A 17,051-nucleotide genomic window follows, 5' to 3' on the forward strand; every position below is an offset into this window, starting at 1 on the left:
TCAGGGCCTCCAGCGCAGGAAATTGGTGATCAGCGCCAGGCCCAGCGCCTGGCTCTTCTCAGGATGGAACTGCGTGCCGGCGAGATTGTCACGCGCGACCGTGGCCGTCACCGGGCCCCCATAGTCGGCGACCGCGAGGATCTCGTCCGACTTTTTTGCGTCGAGATGGTAGGAGTGGACGAAATAGGCATGCAGTCCGGCCGCGCCGGTCGGAATGCCGGAGAACAATGGGTGCTTATGCCTCAATTCGATCGTGTTCCAGCCGATCTGCGGGATCTTCAGCGCCGGATCGGAAGGCGTGATCTCCTTGACGTCGCCCGATATCCAGCCGAACCCGTTGGTGACGGTCTTTTCGAGGCCGCGCTCGGACATCAGCTGCATGCCGACGCAAATTCCCAGGAAAGGCCGGCCCTTGGCGATGGCGACGTCCTCGACCGCCTCCCACATGCCGTCCACGGCACGCAGGCCGGCCGCGCAATCGGCGTAAGCGCCGACGCCGGGCAGGACGATGCGGTCGGCCGTCCGCACCCGGTCGGCATCGGCCGTCAGGTCGATCTCGGCCGCGATGCCGGCCTCGCGCGCGGCGCGCTCGAAGGCCTTGGTGGCCGAGCGCAGATTGCCCGAACCGTAATCGATGATCGCAACCCGCATCTCAGCGCCGTCCCGGAATGTGGGTCAGCCCCAGCGCCATGCCTGGCTGTGCCGGGCGCGCCAAAGCGGCATCTGGGACGATGCGCGGCGCGGGTGCCGCTTCATCCGAAAGCCCTTCCACCTCAAGGGCATAGCGCATGTCGGCATCGCTGAGCCAGCCGGCCTCGACGACGCCCCACTCATGCCAGCCGCGGCGGCGCAGTGCCGCGATGCGCAAGCCCTGTCCTTCCAGTCCGACATAGAGCGAGACGAGCAGCGACAAAAGCGAGCCGGCCACACCGAGCCCAAGTCTCTCGCCAAGCATCGACAGCACGCCCATGACGACAAAGGCGAGCGCCGCTTCGACCCACATCCGGTGCCAGGCAAGCCACAGCGGCGGCACAAGCAGGCCGAGCCAGATGAAGCCGTCGCGGACTAAGGTCGTCGTGTCGACTTTCTCGCTGCGGCCAGGTGGCTCCATCACGACATAGGCGGTCATGAGGCTATCCCTTCAAAGAACCCTTGGTGGAGGGAACCGCGTCAGGCTGGCGCGGATCGCGCTCGAGCGCGGCGCGCAGCGCGCGCGCCACCGCCTTGAAGCAGGTCTCGGCGACATGATGGTTGTTGGCGCCATAATGGTTGGTGACATGCAGCGTGATGCCGGCGTTCTGCGCCAGCGCCTGGAAGAATTCGCGCACCAGTTCGGTGTCGAAGGTGCCGATCTTCGGCGACGAGAACGACACGTTCCAGACCAGGAAGGGGCGGCCCGACACGTCGATCGCCGCGCGCGTCAGCGTCTCGTCCATGGCAAGGTCGATCGAGGCGTAGCGCATGATGCCGCGCCGCTCGCCCAGCGCCTTGGTCAAGGCCTGCCCGAGCGCGATGCCGGTGTCCTCGACCGTGTGGTGGTCGTCTATATGCAGGTCGCCCGTTCCCCTGACGGTCATGTCGATCAGGGAATGGCGGGAAAGCTGGTCCAGCATATGGTCGAAGAAGCCGACGCCGGTGGCGATGTCCGATTTGCCGGAGCCGTCGACATGGATCGACACGGAGATATCGGTTTCCCCAGTCTTGCGGCTTGCATCGGCGGAACGAGGCGCCATCACTCTATCCTTGTGCCAGTGGTTCAGATCGTGACCGGTTCACGGGTCTCAAGCGCTCGCTGGCTTGAAAACGAGAGCCTTCTAGCAGCATGATCCGGCGATTGCCAGTTGCGATCCCGGCCGCTATCGAGCGGTTTGCAATCATTGGCCCCGTGCATACATATGGCCGATCAAAGTCACTCGTACCGCGCCAAATCGCCTTTTGAAGGGATGGTGCGAATCGGAGCCAAGAAATGTCCAATGAATTGACCATGCACGCCACGACCATCGTGACGGTGCGCAAGGGCAACAAGGTGGTGATCGCCGGCGACGGCCAGGTCAGCCTGGGCCAGACCATCATGAAGGGCAATGCCCGCAAAGTGCGCCGCATCGGCAAGGGCGGCAATGTGATTGCCGGTTTCGCGGGCGCTACCGCCGACGCCTTTACGCTGCTGGAACGCCTCGAAGCCAAGCTCGAACAATATCCCGACCAACTGACGCGCGCCTGCGTCGAGCTCGCCAAGGACTGGCGCACCGATCGCTATCTGCGCCGGCTGGAGGCGATGATGCTGGTCGCCGACAAATCGGTCTCGCTGGCGCTGACCGGCAATGGCGATGTGCTGGAACCCGAACATGGCGTCATGGCCATCGGTTCGGGCGGCAATTACGCGCTGGCCGCGGCACGCGCGCTGATGGATACGGACAAGGATGCCGAGGAGATCGCCCGCAGGGCGATGCAGATCGCGTCCGATATCTGCGTCTACACCAACAACAATTTCGTCGTCGAAACGCTCGATGCCGCCTGAACCAGCCATGACCCCGCAAGGTGGGAACCGGTTTTCGGAAAAGATCATGGTCAAACAAGAAAGTAGCTACGATTTTCGGCCGGTGACCAAAAAGGACCTGCCGATGATCGCCGGCTGGCTCGCCGAGCCGCATGTCGCAGAGTGGTGGGACGATCCCAAGACGGAAATCGCGGAGATTGCCGATCACATAGACTCGATTTCCGTCGAGCCGCTGATCGTTGAGCTCGACGGAAAGCCGATCGCCTATCTGCAGAGCTATGACCCGCATATGGAAGACGGCCATCCCTATGCCGATCAGCCGTTCGGCACGCTGGGCATCGATGTCTCGATCGGCCGGCCGGAACTGGTGGGCATCGGCCATGGCTCGGCCATCGTGCGTCAGTTCGTCGAAGACCTGTTCGAGGAAGGCGTGCCGCGTGTCATCATCGATCCCGACCCCGCCAATCTCAGGGCCATCCGCGCCTATGAAAAGGCGGGTTTCCGGGCCATTGATCGCAGGCAGTCGATCCATGGCGACGTCGTGCTGATGGCGATCGATGCCGAAGACGCGCAAGAGGGGTAATCCAGGGCATGGTCACATCCAGCGAGGACAAGGGCCTTTCGGCCTACGAGGACAGCTGGCGGATGGGGCTGCTGATCATCGCCGGCCTGCTCGTCGCCCAGGCTGTCACGCTCTATCTGATGGGCCATCCGCCGATCTGCACCTGCGGCTATGTCAAGCTGTGGCACGGCGTGGTGAACAGTTCGGAGAATTCCCAGCACATTTCGGACTGGTACACCTTCTCGCACATCATCCACGGCTTCCTGTTCTATGCGCTGGCCCGGTTCCTGTTCCCGCGCTCGCCGATCGGCTTGCGGCTGGCATTCGCCGTCCTCGTCGAGGGTGGCTGGGAAATCCTCGAAAACAGCCCGTTCATCATCGAGCGCTACCGCGCCGGCACCATTTCGCTCGATTATTACGGCGACTCGATCATCAATTCGGTGTCCGACACACTGGCCATGGTGCTGGGATTTGTGATGGCGCGAAGGCTACCTATATGGGTGATCGTCAGCCTCGCCATCCTCTTCGAACTGGGTACCGGCTACCTTATCCGGGACAATCTTACACTCAACGTGATCATGCTGCTGCATCCGTTAGAGGCCATCAAGCAGTGGCAAAGTGGAATTTAGTGATATGAGCACCTTTTCTCCCCGCGAAATCGTTTCGGAACTCGACCGCTTCATCATCGGCCAGAAGGACGCCAAGCGCGCCGTGGCCATTGCCTTGCGCAACCGCTGGCGCCGCCAGCAGCTCGAAGGCCAGATGCGCGAAGAGGTGATGCCGAAGAACATCCTGATGATCGGCCCGACCGGCGTCGGCAAGACCGAGATCTCGCGCCGCCTGGCGCGGCTGGCCGGCGCGCCGTTCGTCAAGGTCGAGGCGACCAAGTTCACCGAAGTCGGCTATGTCGGCCGCGACGTCGAGCAGATCATCCGTGACCTGGTCGAAATCGCCATCGGGCTGGTGCGCGAAAAGATGCGCGAGGACGTGAAGGCACGCGCCCATGTCAACGCCGAGGAACGCGTGCTGGAAGCGCTGGTCGGCAAGACGGCGAGCCCGGCGACGCGCGATAGTTTCCGCAAGAAGCTGCGCGACGGCGAACTCGACGACAAGGAAATCGAAATCGAGGTGGCCGACACCGGCAATGGCGGCATGCCCGGCTTCGAAATTCCCGGCATGCCGGGCGCCAATATCGGCGTGCTCAACATCAACGACATGCTGTCGAAGGCAATGGGCGGCAAGAAGACCAAGCTGCGCAAGACGACGGTGAAGGAATCCTACGACCTGCTGGTCAGCGACGAGTCCGACAAGTTGCTCGACCAGGACGAGGTGGTGCGCCGGGCTCTGGACGCAGCGGAAAATGACGGCATCGTCTTCCTCGACGAGATCGACAAGATTGCCGCCAGGTCGGACATTTCGGGCGGCCCGTCGCGCGAAGGCGTGCAGCGCGACCTGCTGCCGCTGGTCGAGGGCACCACGGTGGCGACCAAATACGGGCCGTTGAAGACGGACCATATCCTGTTCATCGCCTCGGGCGCGTTTCACGTCTCGAAACCGTCGGACCTGTTGCCGGAATTGCAGGGCCGCCTGCCAATCCGCGTCGAACTGCGTGCGCTGGAGAAGGACGATTTCGTCCGCATCCTGACCGAGACCGAGGCGAGCCTGATCAAGCAGTATATCGCGCTGATGAAAACCGAGGGCGTCGAGCTGACCTTCACCGACGACGCCATCGATTCGCTGGCCGGCGTCGCCGTCGACCTCAATGCCAGCATCGAGAATATCGGCGCGCGGCGGCTGCAGACGGTGATGGAGCGGGTGCTGGACGAGATCTCCTACGATGCGCCCGACCGCAACGGCACGGCCGTCACCATCGACGCCGCCTATGTGCAGAAGCATGTCGGAGACCTCTCCAGAAACACCGATCTGTCGCGGTTCATCCTCTGAACGAAGACGCCGGAGCAGTCCGGCGCGGCATCGAGTAACAACTCCGGCAGGAGCCATGTGTGGCCAGATGGTACCATCTGGCCACCTTTCGTCTCGCCGGATGAAGAGGCGCTCTCGACTCGACCAGGTGCTTTACCTAGTTTGCGCGGCAATTCTCTAGGCGGCGGCGCATGAAAAAACTCATCCTGGTCATTCTCGGCTTGACGCTGGCGGCGACGCTGTTCGCCGCCGACGCGGCGACATTGGTGCCGCCGGGAAACCGCAATGCCGAGCAGCCCGACATTCCCGGCGCCTCCAGCCGCCGCACCCAGGCGACCAACACCAGCTTCCAGGCGAAGTATCGCAAGGTCTACGCGCTGTTGCAGAACGACCCCGACCTGCGCGGCAAGATCAAGAAGGCGGCAAGCGCCTATGGCATCGACCCGATGCACATCGTCGGCGCCATCGTTGGCGAGCACACCTACAATGTCGACGCCTATGACCGGCTGCAGACCTATTATGTCAAGGCGATCTCCTACCTCTCGAGCAAGCTCTCCTTCGCCTATGATGGCGAGGACATTACCGATTTCGTGCAGCGGCCGGAATTCAGGAAGTGCGCCGCGATTTCGGACAGCTACGATCTGTGGGAATGCCGTGAACAGGTTTGGAACCGCTCGTTTCGCGGCAAGACCGTCGGCGGCGAGGATTTCCCCGACAACCGGTTCGGCGCCACCTTCTTCCAGCCCTATTATGCCGGCCAGACCTTCGGCCTCGGCCAGCTCAACCCGCTGACCGCCCTGCAGATGAGCGATCTCGTGCACAAGGTGTCGGGCTTGCCGAAGCTCGACGTCTCCGATCCCAATTCGGTCTACAAGACCATCATGGATCCGGACCTGACGCTTCCTTACGTCGCCGCGACGATCAGGAAGTCGATCGACGCCTATAAGAGCATCGCCGGCTTCGACATTTCGGGCAATCCGGGCCTGACCGCCACGCTCTACAATGTCGGCAATCCGGAACAGCGCGCCTATGCGCTGAAGGCGGAAAACGAAAAACGCCGCGCCACCGGCGAGCCGGAGAAGCTGCCGGAAGAGAATTATTACGGCTGGCTAGTCAACGACAAATTGCCGGAGCTGAAGGCGCTGTTTTAGGGCGGACCCGGCGCGCTGACGTTGATTTGCCAAAGCCGCGCCGCCCCTCATTGTCCTGCCGGACATTTCTCCCCGTGTAGTGACGGGGAGAAAGACGCTGTCATCAATGATTTCGCCAATCGGTGCATGAATTGCGGCGAGGTTGCCATAGCCCCCTTCTCCCCGTTCTACGGGGAGAAGATGCCGGCAGGCAGATGAGGGGCGGCGCCGACATCCACAAGGTGCACGACCCCTATGCCGCCAGCAACCCCTTCAGCTTGACTTCAGGCGATCCCAGCGCGTCCGCCGACGGTTTTGCCCGCTTCGCGATCAGCATCTCGGCCAGCCTGATGTCGCGCGCCACCGCATTGCCCGGGCCGATGCCGCTGGCCGCCACCAGCCTGCCGTCCTCGGCCAGATGAAAGAGGATGAAGGCGCCGTCACCGAGATCGCGGCGCACGGTGCTACGGCCTTCGTCGGATAATCCCGCGATCTGCAGGGACAGGCCATACTGATCCGACCAGAACCACGGCACCGCGGCATGCGGCTCGCCGGCGCCCAGCATGTTCCTGGCCGCCAGTGCGCCCTGTTCCTGCGCGTTGCGCCAGGCTTCCAGCCGCACGCGGCGGCCGCCATAGATGGCAAGCGGGAACGAGCAGCAGTCGCCGGCGGCGAAGATGTCGGGATCGCTGCTGCGCAGTTCTGCGTCGACCGCGATGCCGTTTTCGATGGCCAGGCCGGCCCCCGCCGCGAGCCCGGTCACCGGCACGGCGCCGATGCCGATCACGGCGAGGTCGGCAATGATCTCGCGCCCGCCGGCAAGCGTCACCCGCACCTCCTTGCCGTCGTCGGCGATGGCGGAGATGCCTTCCCCGCAGATCACGTCGACACCCTCGGCGACATGCGCGTCATGGATGATTTCGGCGATCTCGGCCGGAACGCCGCGCATCAGGATGCGCGACTGCGCCTCGATGACGGTGACATCTGCGCCGAGCTTGCGTGCCGCCGCGGCAAGCTCGAGGCCGATGAAGCCGCCGCCGATGACGGCGATGCGATTGCCGGCGCTGAGATGAGCGCGGATGGCCAGCGCATCGGCGAAGGTCCTGAGATAGACACAGCGTCCGCCAAGGCCAGGCATCGGCAGCTTGCGTGGGGTCGAGCCAGTGGCCAGCAGCAGCTTGTCGTAGGGCAGCACCGAGCCGTCGGACAGGCGCACCGTGTGCGCCGCGCGATCGATCGCGATCGCCTGAACGGAATGGATATGCCGGATCGCTTTTCCCGCCAGGATTTCGTCGCTGGCGATCGCCTTGATTGCAGGCGCGTCGCTGGCCATCGCCTCCTTGGACAGAGGTGGCCTCTCATAGGGCAGATGCGGCTCGTCGCCGACCAGCGTCAACGGCCCGTCATAGCCGAGATCGCGCAGCGTCAGTGCTGCCCGTCCGCCGCATTCGCCGGCCCCGATGATCACCATTCCCGGCGCCATGCCCTTTACCCGATCTGAACCAGCACTTTGCCGGCGTCGACCTTGACCGGATAGGTCCTGAGGTTGACGCAGACCGGCGCGCCCCTGGCCGCGCCCGTCTTGTAGTTGAAGCGGCCATTGTGCTTGGGGCATTCGATGATGTCGTCCATCACCAGCCCGTCGGCGAGATGCACCTTCTCATGCGTGCAAAGTCCGTCGGTGGCGAAATAATCGTCGTCAGGGCTGCGATAGATGGCGAAGGTACGCCCGCCATGATCGAAGCGCATCACATCTTCTTCGTCGATGTCACCGGCGGCACAGGCCTCGACCCAATCGCTCATTCAGTCCTCCCCTGGAGTTGTCGGATGTCATTCCGCCGCCGCGGCGACGATGTCGTTGTGGAATTCCTCGCGGTACGGCCTGGCGGTCGGCGGCAGCTCGCGCTTGAGGAAATAATCCTCGTTGCGCAGCTGGCGGCGGAAGGCCGGGATCATCTCGCGGTAACCGGCCAGGATCGAGGGCGTCGGCGCCGGCAAATCGTGCTTGATCAGCGCGTGCAGCCTGGGCAGCGCATGGTAGGGCACCATCGGGAACATGTGATGCTCGACATGGTAATTCATGTTCCAGTAGATGAAGCGGCTGATCGGGTTCATGTAGACGGTACGGCTGTTCAGCCGATGATCGGTGACGTTGTCGGCAAGGCCGCCATGCTGCAGCAGGCCGACCATCACATGATGCCAGGCGCCGTAGAGCCGGGGCAGGCCGACCAGCATCAAAGGCAGGAACGACCCGGTATAGAGTGCCAGCGCGATAGTCGCTGCATAGATCGCCGTCCAGATGCGGGCAATATGGATCGCCTTGGGCTGCTCCTGTTCGGGAATGAAGGTTTTTTCCGCAGCGCTGATGTTGCCTGCGGCGTTGCGCAGCATGTCCGACATCGCGTGCCAGGCGTCGAGCACGCCGACAAAACCGAGGACGAGGCGCGCCAGGTCCGGCGGCCGCATCACCGAGATCTCGGGATCGCGGCCGACGATGATGGTGTCGGTGTGATGGCGCGTGTGGCTCCAGCGCCAGGTCACCGGGTTGCGCATGATCATGAAACAGGCGATCTGATAGACCGCGTCATTCATCCACTGTGTGCGGAACGCGGTTCCGTGGCCGCATTCGTGCCAGCGTGAATCGGTCGACGAGCCGTAGAGCACGCCATAGACGAAGAAGAAGGGCACGCACCACCAGCTACCCCAGAACCAGGCACCGCCGGCGCCGCTGACGATGAGGGCGGCCAGCCAGATCGCGGTGTCGCGGATCGCCGGGCCATCGGAGCGCTGCATCAACTCCTTCATCTGCTTGCGGGGAATGTCGGTGTGATACCACTCGGCCGCCGACAGGCCGTTCTCGACGGCAAGCCGGGCGTCGCGGCCGATCAGGCTGTAGTCACGCCGGGACGGCGCTGCGGTCATGATTGCCTCCCAAGGCAACGGGCTCGATACCCAGAAATAACGCCGCGCCATGATAGACTCAACATCACAAAGATAGTTTCTATCATTTCCTATCAAAGTAAGGTATCGATATCAGGCAATCGAGCGAGGGCGATCATGGCGAAACGGCCGACCATCACTGATCTGGCGCGCATCTCCGGCGTCAGTGTCGCCACGGTGGACCGCGTGCTCAACAATCGCTTGCCGGTGCGCGAGGAAACGGCGCGCCGCGTCTACGAGACCGCGACCGAGATCGGCTATCATGCCGCCGGCCTGATCAAGCAGAGGATGCGCCACGAGCTGCCGGAATACCGGCTGGGCTTCCTGCTTTTGAGAGGCAACGACGTCTTCTACACGGAGTTCGCGCGGCAGCTCGAACTCGCGGTGTCGCAATCGCAGCGCTTCCGCGGCGTCGCCATCATCGACTTCGCCAGTTCGCTGACGCCGGATGAAATCGTCGAGCGCACGCGCAAGCTGGCGGCCAAATGCAGGGCGGTCGCCCTGGTCGGGCCCGATCATCCGGCGCTGACGGTCACCGTCGAGGAGATGAAGGCCAAGGGATTGCCGGTCTTTTCCCTGCTGTCCGACTTCGCGGCCGGCATTCGCGAGGGCTATGTCGGCCTTGACAACCGCAAGGTCGGCCGCACCGCGGCCTGGATGATCTCCAAGGCGGCGAAGCGGCCGGGCAAGGTTGCGCTCTTCGTCGGCAGCCACCGCTTCCACGGCCATGAACTGCGCGAGATCGGCTTCCGCTCCTTCTTCCGCGAGCAGGCGCCGGACTTCACCTTGCTGGAAACGCTGGTCAATCTCGAGGCCAACCAGATCACGCAGGACACGCTGCTCGACCTGCTCGGCCGCCACCCGGACCTCGTCGGCTGCTACGTCGCGGGCGGCGGCATGGAAGGCGCGGTCGCGGCGCTGCGGCAGGCTAGGCCCGCCGAGATGCCGGCGGTCGTCTGCAACGAGATATCGGCGGTCTCGCGGTCCGCCCTGGCGGACGGGGTGCTGACCATGGTGATCTCCACGCCGCTGGCTGCCTTGTGCCGCGAACTGCTCGGCCTCATGGCGCATGCCATCGAGACGGGCGCGGCCAACGCACCCGGCCAGACCTTCCTGCCGTTCGACATCTACCTGCCCGAGAACATCTAGCGAGCTTTGGCCTAAAGCATAGCGCCCGACCTGCATCCAAATTGACGCATTACCGATCGCTAATATATACATACCCAATGGACGGGGATGGGTTTGGGTACATCGCTTTTGGGAGCGACGAGCTCTATGCGCGTGGCGCGCTCTTCAGCGCGCTTCGCTTGCTTCACTATTGCCCGGGTGCCAGGATCACGGTGCTGACCGACCGACCCTCCATTTTCGACGGCTATCCCATCGAAGCCATCGAGCTCACGGCCCAGAGACAGACCGAGATGTCCTTCGGCAATCGATACAGATTTGGCATCAAGGCCGCCGGCATCATCGATCTGCTTCAACGTTGCGAGCGCCTGTTCTTCATGGATGCGGACATGTATCCGACCGGCGACATATCGCGCTGTTTCAACCGAATTTCAGCCTTGTCCTCGATAATGTGGCGGTGCGAAGGGCGCCCAAAGGCTCCCTATCGCTCGCTCGAAGGCGAGGGGCTCTCCATTGGAGGCCGCATCCTGATCGGAGATGAAACGATGTGGGCGAGCGGCGTCCTTGGCGTTCATCATCACAACATTCCGGCGCTGGAGCGAGCATACGCGGCCAGCGAGAAAGTCAGTGAAATCGTGCATTTGCACACCCCGGAACAATTCTGTACCGGCGTCGCGCTATCCCAGGATGGGCGAACGATCAGCCGCCACTGGCTGCCGATCCGCAACTACAGTACCAGGGGAAAGAAGCTCCATGCCCGAAGGCGAATTGGAGCTTTCTTCGATCTCAACGGCAAGCTCAGTGTCGAACGGCAGGTGAAGCAGGCGGCGTCGTGCAGGGTCTGGAGAGCGCCGCTCGACCTCTTGTTGCAGAGAGACATCTGGCATTTCTGAACGCCTGCCATCGCCCGCCGACGGCATCCAAGGAATGGACCCGGCGCGCAGACGCCGTCGGCTCCGCACCGCATTCCCGTGTCCGCCAAAATCGCACATCCGGTTCTGGAATCTCCCTTGACGCCTCCCGAGCAAATGGAATAAATATTTCACCAGTCACGTATTTTGGTTCTTTCGTTCCGGAACATCTGTTTCATCAAGAGGCCTTGGCGTTCCAGCAAACGGCAGGCGCAACCCGGGGAGAGAGACGGTAATCGGGAGAGATTCCCCAGGCAGAACGGGGATTCCGGAGAGATCGGTGCAACCGGACACCAAAAGTGGAGGAGAAATACAATGAAGAAACTGCTTTTGGGCGTCGCCTTCGCGGCGCTGATGAGTTCATCGGCCATGGCCGCCAAGATCGGCGTGTCGATGGCCAAGTTCGACGACAATTTCCTCACCGTGCTGCGCAACGGCATGATCGAGCAGGCCAAGGGCATGAGCGGCGTCGAGTTGCAGGTCGAGGACGCGCAGAACGACGTCGCCAAGCAACTCGACCAGATCAAGAACTTCGCCGCTTCGGGCGTCGACGCCATCATCGTCAACCCGGTCGACACCTCGGCCACGCAGGCGATGTCGGATGCGGCGGCCGCGGCCAAGATCCCGCTGGTCTATGTCAACCGCCAGCCGGTCAATGTCGACACGCTGCCCGACAACCAGGCCTTCGTCGCCTCGAACGAGGCCGATTCCGGCACGCTCGAAACCAAGGAAGTCTGCCGCCTGTTCAAGGAAGCCGGCAAGAAGGAAGCCAATGTCTATGTGATCATGGGCGAGCTTTCCAACCAGGCCGCCGTGCAGCGCACCAAGGACATCGACGATGTCATCGCCACACCGGACTGCAGCTTCATCAAGATCATCGACAAGCAGACCTCGAACTGGGATCGCGACCAGGCGCAGAACCTGATGACCAACTGGCTGTCGACCGGCAAGAAGTTCGACGGCGTCATTGCCAACAATGACGAAAGCGCCATCGGCGCCATCCAGGCGATGAAGGCCGCCAACATCGACATGAAGTCGGTTGTCGTCGGCGGCGTCGACGCCACCCAGGACGCGCTTGCCGCCATGCAGGCGGGCGACCTTGATGCCACCGTCTTCCAGGACGCCGCCGGCCAGGGCGCGGGGGCGCTGGATGCCGCGCTGAAGCTCGCCAAGGGCGAGAAGGTCGAGCACAAGGTCTATGTCCCGTTCCAGCTGGTCACGCCGGCCAACATCGACAAGTTCCTGAAGAAGAACTGAGCCGCGGACATACGGAGCGGCGCTCTCGCGCAGCGACAGCGCCGCTCCGCTTCCCTCGGCACCCGAAGATGCTCGGGGAACGACCGCGGCTGACGGAGGATAGAAGAATTGGCACAGACATCTCACGGCGTCGGCGGGGTCAGCTATGACGCCAGGAAGCGCACATGGCCGGCCGAGTTCAACGTCTTCCTGGCGCTCGTCATCCTCGTCGTCGTCTTCGAACTGATCGGCCGGGTCTTTCTCGGCGACAGCTTCCTGTTCAACACCCGCAGCGACGTCTCCGGCCTCTTCAACGAGGCGCGCCTGCAGATCATCATCCTGCAGGTGTCGATCGTCGGCATCATCGCCATCGGCGTCACGCAGGTGATCATTACGGGTGGCATCGACCTGTCCTCCGGCTCGATCGTCGGCGCGACGGCCATGATCGCCATGAGCTTTGCCCAGGTCGCGACCGTGAACGGCAATCCCAACCCCAAGGCGATGTTTCTGGCCCAGGGCTGGACCGACCTGCCCGTGATCGTCCCGGTGCTGGTGGCGATCGGCTGCGGCCTGCTCGCCGGCCTCGTCAACGGCGCGCTGATCGCCTACACGCGCATCCCGCCCTTCATCGCCACGCTCGGCATGATGGTGACCGCGCGGGGCATCGCCAAATGGTGGTCCAAGGGCCAGCCGATCTCGTTCCCGACGGACAGTTTCGCTGGTATCGGCAAGGGCTTGATGCCCGTCATCATCTTCCTGTCGCTGGCCGTGCTGTTCCAGCTGATCATGACCTACACCAGATATGGCAAGCACTGCTACGCGATCGGCTCCAACGAGGACGCAGCGCGCATGTCTGGCATCAAGATCGCCAACCACAAGATCCTCGTCTATGTCATCGCCGGCATTCTTGCAGCACTCGCCGCCGTCGTGCTCTCCTCCAAGAACCTCACCGCCCAGGCCGGCATGGGCGTCATGTACGAACTCGATGCCATCGCCATGGCGGTCATCGGCGGGGTCTCGCTGTCGGGCGGCCGCGGCTCCATCATCGGCACGGTGATCGGCGCGCTGATCTTCGGCGTCATCATCTCCGGCTTCACCTTCCTGCGCCTCGACGCCTACTATCAGGAGATGGTCAAGGGCGTGATCATCGTCGGCGCGGTCGTTCTCGACCAGTGGCGCCAACGCATGCGGGCAATGAGGGCTTGACCATGCCAGATATCTCCACGACAGACATCGTCCTGAAGACCGAAAACCTGACCAAGCGCTATGGCGGCGTGCATGCGCTTGAAGGCGCCAATTTCGAGCTGCGCAAGGGCGAGCATGTCGCCATCATGGGCGACAACGGCGCCGGCAAGTCGACCTTCGTGCGCCAGATCACCGCCGTCGAGCAGCGGACCAGCGGCCAAGTCTGGTTCGATGGCAAGGAAGTGAATTTCGCCGGACCGATCGAGGCCCGCGAGGCGGGCATCGAGACGGTGTTCCAGAACCTGGCGCTGGCCGACGACCTCGACGTGCCGTCGAACCTGTTCCTCGGCCGTGAAAAGGTGCTGTTCAATCTCGGGCCATTCTCGATCCTCGACCGCAAATACATGCGCAAGGCAACCGAGGCGGCGCTGGTCCGCACCGCGGTCAAGATCCCCAATCTCTCCAACACCATCCGCCATATGTCGGGCGGCCAGCGGCAGTGCGTGGCGATTGCCAGGACGGCGACCTTTGCCTCCAAGCTGATCATCATGGACGAGCCCACGGCGGCCCTCGGCGTGCAGGAGACGGCGCAGGTCGAAAACATCATCCGCACGCTGAAGGACAATGGCGAGCCGCTGATCCTGATCAGCCACAACATGCGCCAGGTGTTCGACCTTTGCGACCGCATCGTGGTGTTCCGGCGCGGCCGCATCGTCGCCAATCTGCGCAAGGAAAATACCGACGGGCAGGACATCGTATCCTATATCACCGGCGCCAAGACCGGCGAGGCGGAACTCGCGGCCTAAGGGCCGGGCTCGGAGGCGATGGTCATCGCCTTCCCGTCGATTTGTCTTGACCGGAAAATCATTCAGCGCCCATGACCGGCGCCCCGCTTCGAACCATCCCCAGAGGAAAATACCCATGACTGTTCGCTTCGCCCTCCTTGGTGCCGGCCGCATCGGCAAGGTCCACGCCCGCGCCGTGGGTTCCAACCCCCAGGCAAAACTGGTCGCCGTGGCCGATGCCTTCGAGAAGGCGGCGAGCGAATTGGCTGTTGCCTATGGCGCCGAGGTGCGCAGCATCGACGAAATCGAGAAGTCCAAGGACATCGACGCGGTCGTCATCTGCACGCCGACCGACACCCATGCCGATCTGATCGAGCGCTTCGCCAAGGCCGGCAAGGCGATCTTCTGCGAGAAGCCGATCGACCTCGACGTCAAGCGGGTCGAGCAGTGCCTGGCCGTTGTCGACAAGGCCAAGGCGACCCTGATGGTCGGCTTCAACAGGCGTTTCGACCCGCATTTCGCCGCCGTGCGCAAGGCGATCGACGATGGCGCCATCGGCACGGTGGAGATGGTCACCATCACCTCGCGCGACCCCGGCGCTCCGCCGCTCGATTATATCAAGCGCTCGGGCGGCATTTTCCGCGACATGACCATCCATGATTTCGACATGGCGCGCTTCCTGCTCGGCGAGGAGCCTGTCGCGGTCAGCGCGCACGCCTCGGTGCTGGTCGACAAGAAAATCGGCGAAGCCGGCGATTTCGACTCGGTCAGCGTCATCCTCGAAACGGCTTCGGGCAAGCAGGCAGTCATCTCCAATTCGCGCCGCGCCACCTATGGCTACGACCAGCGCATAGAGGTGCACGGCTCGAAGGGCATGGTGGCGGCCGAGAACCAGCGGCCGGTGTCGATCGAGCTCGCCAACGAGAAGGGCTACACGCGCCCGCCGCTGCACGACTTCTTCATGACCCGCTACCTCGACGCCTATGCCCTCGAGATCGCCGCCTTCATCGCTGCGGCAACGTCCGGCAAGAAGGCGGCGCCGAGCGGCGCTGATGGCCTCGTGGCGCTGAAGCTGGCCGATGCGGCGCTGAAGTCGGCGACCACGGGCAAGACCATTCGTCTCGACAAGTAAGAACCGGACCCAACGCACAGGAGCAGAGCGATGAGCGCATCCGCCGATCGCAATTCGAACACACGCGCCATCGTCACCGGCGGTGCGCAAGGCATAGGATTCGCGGTCGCCGAAGCGCTGGCCGACGAAGGCTGCCGGGCGCTGGCGCTCATCGGCCGCTCGCAGGAGAAGGGCGACAAGGCTGTCGCTCATTTCAGGAAATCAGGCGTCGACGCCATCTTCATCAGCGCCGATGTCTCCAAGGTTGCCGACTGCAAGCGCGCGGTCGCCACCGCGCTCTCGCATTTCGGTACGATCAACGCCCTGGTCAACGCCGCCGCCACCTCGGCGCGCGGCTCGCTGGTCGAGACCTCAGAAGAGCTGTTCGACCAGATCTTCGACACCAATGTGCGCGGCCCGTTTTTTCTGATGCAGGGCGTGGTGGCGCATCTCTTGGAGAAAAAGGCGCCCGGATCGATCGTCAACGTGCTGTCGATGTCGGCGCATACCGGGCAGTCTTTCCTGACGCCCTATTCGACCAGCAAGGGCGCGCTGATGACGCTGACCAAGAACGTCGCCAACGCCTATCGCTTCAACCGCATCCGCTGCAACGCCGTGCTGCCCGGCTGGATGGACACCGAGGGCGAGGACATCGTGCAGAAGAAATGGCACGATGCGCCCGACGACTGGCTGGCGAAGGCCGAAGCCGCGCAGCCGATGGGCCAATTGGTCAAGCCGGACCAGCTCGCGCGGCTGATCAGCTACATGGTCAGCCCGCAATCGGGCGTCATGACCGGATCGCTGGTCGACTACGATCAGAGTGTCGCCGGGTCGTCGCCGGAGTAGGTTCATGCGAGCGATCTGCGTGGCGCACCTTGAACCTATCCTATGTCTGTCTTTGTGAAATCCTGGCCGGTGTAGAGCAAAGCCAAATGATATGCCTTGCAACAGGCGTAGGAAAAGCAATCGCCCATGTTGAGCTGCGCCGGCGAATCGACACCCTTGCCGTAACTGCGTGCGGCTTCGATGGCGAGCCGCCCGACTTCGGCCGAAATGAGGACCTCGCTGATTCCCAAATCCTGCACGAAACGGTCCACGGCCGCATTCGCCTTTGCGACTGCCGCCGGTTGGATGGGTGAAGGCAGGGGGGTCTTTGAACGCGCCAAGGCCATTGCGGTCTCGAAACGAACGATCGCCGAAATGAAGAAAGGCCCGCCATGGGCGTCCATCCGGGCGGCGAGTTCTCCTGCCGTGGGCTCCGGGCGCAACAGAGCGACGACCGCCGAAGCGTCAATGAACAAGCTCATAGCCCCCCTGAAAGCTCGTCCGAATAGGCTCTCATGTCGAAGTCAGGATTATCCGCTCCGATTTCGCCAGCCATTCTGACTGCCTCCGCCAAGCGTTCCGATACAGTTTGGACACTGCGGGCGCGCTCAATTTCATGCGTCAGGGCCCGGCGAACCGCCTCGGCTTTGCTCGGCGCCTTCGTGAGGCGCTGCACCTCAAGTACCAGCCGGTCGACTTCCCGGTCCTTCACATAAAGCGGCATTGGAGCATATCCTCTTTGGAATATCCAACATATACCTTCTTACATATTCAAACAAGACGCCAATCAGGTGCGTGACATTCAACGCGAGTTCAGCTAT

The 17,051-nt window shown here is 62.9% G+C and carries 20 protein-coding genes; 12 read left to right on the plus strand and 8 right to left on the minus strand.

Annotated elements, in window-relative coordinates:
- The 3 genes from hisH to hisB are packed head-to-tail and all read right to left on the minus strand — an operon-like array spanning position 1 to position 1,733.
- Entirely contained in the window at positions 1 to 651 is a 651-nt protein-coding gene (hisH, locus tag LB571_RS21500) for an imidazole glycerol phosphate synthase subunit HisH (RefSeq protein WP_140660222.1), read from the minus strand.
- A 1-nt stretch (position 652) separates the two neighbouring features.
- Positions 653 to 1,129, minus strand: a complete 477-nt coding sequence (locus tag LB571_RS21505; RefSeq protein WP_224597790.1) for a DUF2628 domain-containing protein — start codon at positions 1,127 to 1,129, stop codon at positions 653 to 655.
- Between the two features lie 4 nt (positions 1,130 to 1,133).
- Positions 1,134 to 1,733 (minus strand): imidazoleglycerol-phosphate dehydratase HisB, encoded by a 600-nt coding sequence (hisB, locus tag LB571_RS21510; RefSeq protein ID WP_224597792.1) that lies wholly within the window; start codon positions 1,731 to 1,733, stop codon positions 1,134 to 1,136.
- 233 nt (positions 1,734 to 1,966) lie between these two features.
- On the opposite strand from hisB, the gene hslV reads away from it, so the two are divergent.
- From hslV to LB571_RS21535, 5 genes are all read left to right on the plus strand, one after another.
- Positions 1,967 to 2,518, plus strand: a complete 552-nt coding sequence (gene hslV, locus LB571_RS21515) for an ATP-dependent protease subunit HslV (protein WP_015314580.1) — start codon at positions 1,967 to 1,969, stop codon at positions 2,516 to 2,518.
- A gap of 46 nt (positions 2,519 to 2,564) precedes the next feature.
- Positions 2,565 to 3,080, plus strand: coding sequence for a GNAT family N-acetyltransferase (locus LB571_RS21520; protein WP_224597796.1), 516 nt, complete (start codon positions 2,565 to 2,567; stop codon positions 3,078 to 3,080).
- Positions 3,081 to 3,088: 8 nt separating this feature from the next.
- A complete protein-coding gene (locus LB571_RS21525; RefSeq protein WP_224597799.1) occupies positions 3,089 to 3,688 on the plus strand; it encodes a DUF2585 domain-containing protein in 600 nt (199 codons plus the stop codon).
- Positions 3,689 to 3,692: 4 nt separating this feature from the next.
- Positions 3,693 to 5,003, plus strand: a complete 1,311-nt coding sequence (hslU, locus tag LB571_RS21530) for an ATP-dependent protease ATPase subunit HslU (RefSeq protein ID WP_015314577.1) — start codon at positions 3,693 to 3,695, stop codon at positions 5,001 to 5,003.
- 170 nt (positions 5,004 to 5,173) lie between these two features.
- Complete coding sequence (locus tag LB571_RS21535) at positions 5,174 to 6,133, plus strand: DUF1402 family protein (protein ID WP_140660217.1); 960 nt, start codon at positions 5,174 to 5,176, stop codon at positions 6,131 to 6,133.
- Between the two features lie 232 nt (positions 6,134 to 6,365).
- Here the strand turns inward: LB571_RS21535 and LB571_RS21540 are convergent, their stop codons facing one another.
- The 3 genes from LB571_RS21540 to LB571_RS21550 are packed head-to-tail and all read right to left on the minus strand — an operon-like array spanning position 6,366 to position 9,034.
- Positions 6,366 to 7,595 carry an NAD(P)/FAD-dependent oxidoreductase gene (locus LB571_RS21540; protein ID WP_224597802.1) on the minus strand — a complete coding sequence of 410 codons (1,230 nt, stop codon included), beginning with the start codon at positions 7,593 to 7,595 and terminating at the stop codon, positions 6,366 to 6,368.
- A 5-nt stretch (positions 7,596 to 7,600) separates the two neighbouring features.
- Complete coding sequence (locus LB571_RS21545) at positions 7,601 to 7,915, minus strand: MocE family 2Fe-2S type ferredoxin (protein ID WP_015314574.1); 315 nt, start codon at positions 7,913 to 7,915, stop codon at positions 7,601 to 7,603.
- A 27-nt stretch (positions 7,916 to 7,942) separates the two neighbouring features.
- On the minus strand, positions 7,943 to 9,034 hold the full coding sequence (locus LB571_RS21550) for a fatty acid desaturase family protein (protein ID WP_015314573.1): 1,092 nt from the start codon (positions 9,032 to 9,034) through the stop codon (positions 7,943 to 7,945).
- A gap of 135 nt (positions 9,035 to 9,169) precedes the next feature.
- Between LB571_RS21550 and LB571_RS21555 the strand changes: the two genes are divergently transcribed.
- From LB571_RS21555 to LB571_RS21585, 7 genes are all read left to right on the plus strand, one after another.
- Positions 9,170 to 10,201 (plus strand): LacI family DNA-binding transcriptional regulator, encoded by a 1,032-nt coding sequence (locus tag LB571_RS21555; protein ID WP_224597805.1) that lies wholly within the window; start codon positions 9,170 to 9,172, stop codon positions 10,199 to 10,201.
- 77 nt (positions 10,202 to 10,278) lie between these two features.
- Entirely contained in the window at positions 10,279 to 11,070 is a 792-nt protein-coding gene (locus tag LB571_RS21560; protein WP_015314571.1) for a hypothetical protein, read from the plus strand.
- Between the two features lie 333 nt (positions 11,071 to 11,403).
- Positions 11,404 to 12,345 carry a sugar ABC transporter substrate-binding protein gene (locus LB571_RS21565; RefSeq protein WP_015314570.1) on the plus strand — a complete coding sequence of 314 codons (942 nt, stop codon included), beginning with the start codon at positions 11,404 to 11,406 and terminating at the stop codon, positions 12,343 to 12,345.
- Positions 12,346 to 12,453: 108 nt separating this feature from the next.
- Positions 12,454 to 13,530: an ABC transporter permease gene (locus tag LB571_RS21570; protein WP_224597808.1), complete on the plus strand. Its 1,077-nt coding sequence runs from the start codon at positions 12,454 to 12,456 to the stop codon at positions 13,528 to 13,530.
- Positions 13,531 to 13,532: 2 nt separating this feature from the next.
- Positions 13,533 to 14,315, plus strand: coding sequence for an ATP-binding cassette domain-containing protein (locus LB571_RS21575; RefSeq protein ID WP_015314568.1), 783 nt, complete (start codon positions 13,533 to 13,535; stop codon positions 14,313 to 14,315).
- A 115-nt stretch (positions 14,316 to 14,430) separates the two neighbouring features.
- A complete protein-coding gene (gene iolG, locus LB571_RS21580; protein WP_140791873.1) occupies positions 14,431 to 15,426 on the plus strand; it encodes an inositol 2-dehydrogenase in 996 nt (331 codons plus the stop codon).
- A 30-nt stretch (positions 15,427 to 15,456) separates the two neighbouring features.
- The gene (locus LB571_RS21585; protein ID WP_015314566.1) at positions 15,457 to 16,251 is read left to right on the plus strand and encodes an SDR family oxidoreductase; all 795 of its coding nucleotides are present in this window, start codon (positions 15,457 to 15,459) and stop codon (positions 16,249 to 16,251) included.
- Between the two features lie 35 nt (positions 16,252 to 16,286).
- On the opposite strand, the gene LB571_RS21590 is transcribed toward LB571_RS21585, so the two are convergent.
- Both LB571_RS21590 and LB571_RS21595 read right to left on the minus strand, forming a co-directional pair.
- Entirely contained in the window at positions 16,287 to 16,712 is a 426-nt protein-coding gene (locus LB571_RS21590) for a type II toxin-antitoxin system VapC family toxin (RefSeq protein ID WP_224597810.1), read from the minus strand.
- Positions 16,709 to 16,954, minus strand: a complete 246-nt coding sequence (locus LB571_RS21595) for a type II toxin-antitoxin system VapB family antitoxin (protein WP_140615375.1) — start codon at positions 16,952 to 16,954, stop codon at positions 16,709 to 16,711. The genes LB571_RS21590 and LB571_RS21595 overlap by 4 nt, the downstream gene beginning before the upstream one ends.
- Between the last annotated feature and the right edge of the window lie 97 nt (positions 16,955 to 17,051).

This window comes from Mesorhizobium sp. BR1-1-4, assembly GCF_020165375.1.
GTDB classification, from domain to species: domain Bacteria; phylum Pseudomonadota; class Alphaproteobacteria; order Rhizobiales; family Rhizobiaceae; genus Mesorhizobium; species Mesorhizobium australicum.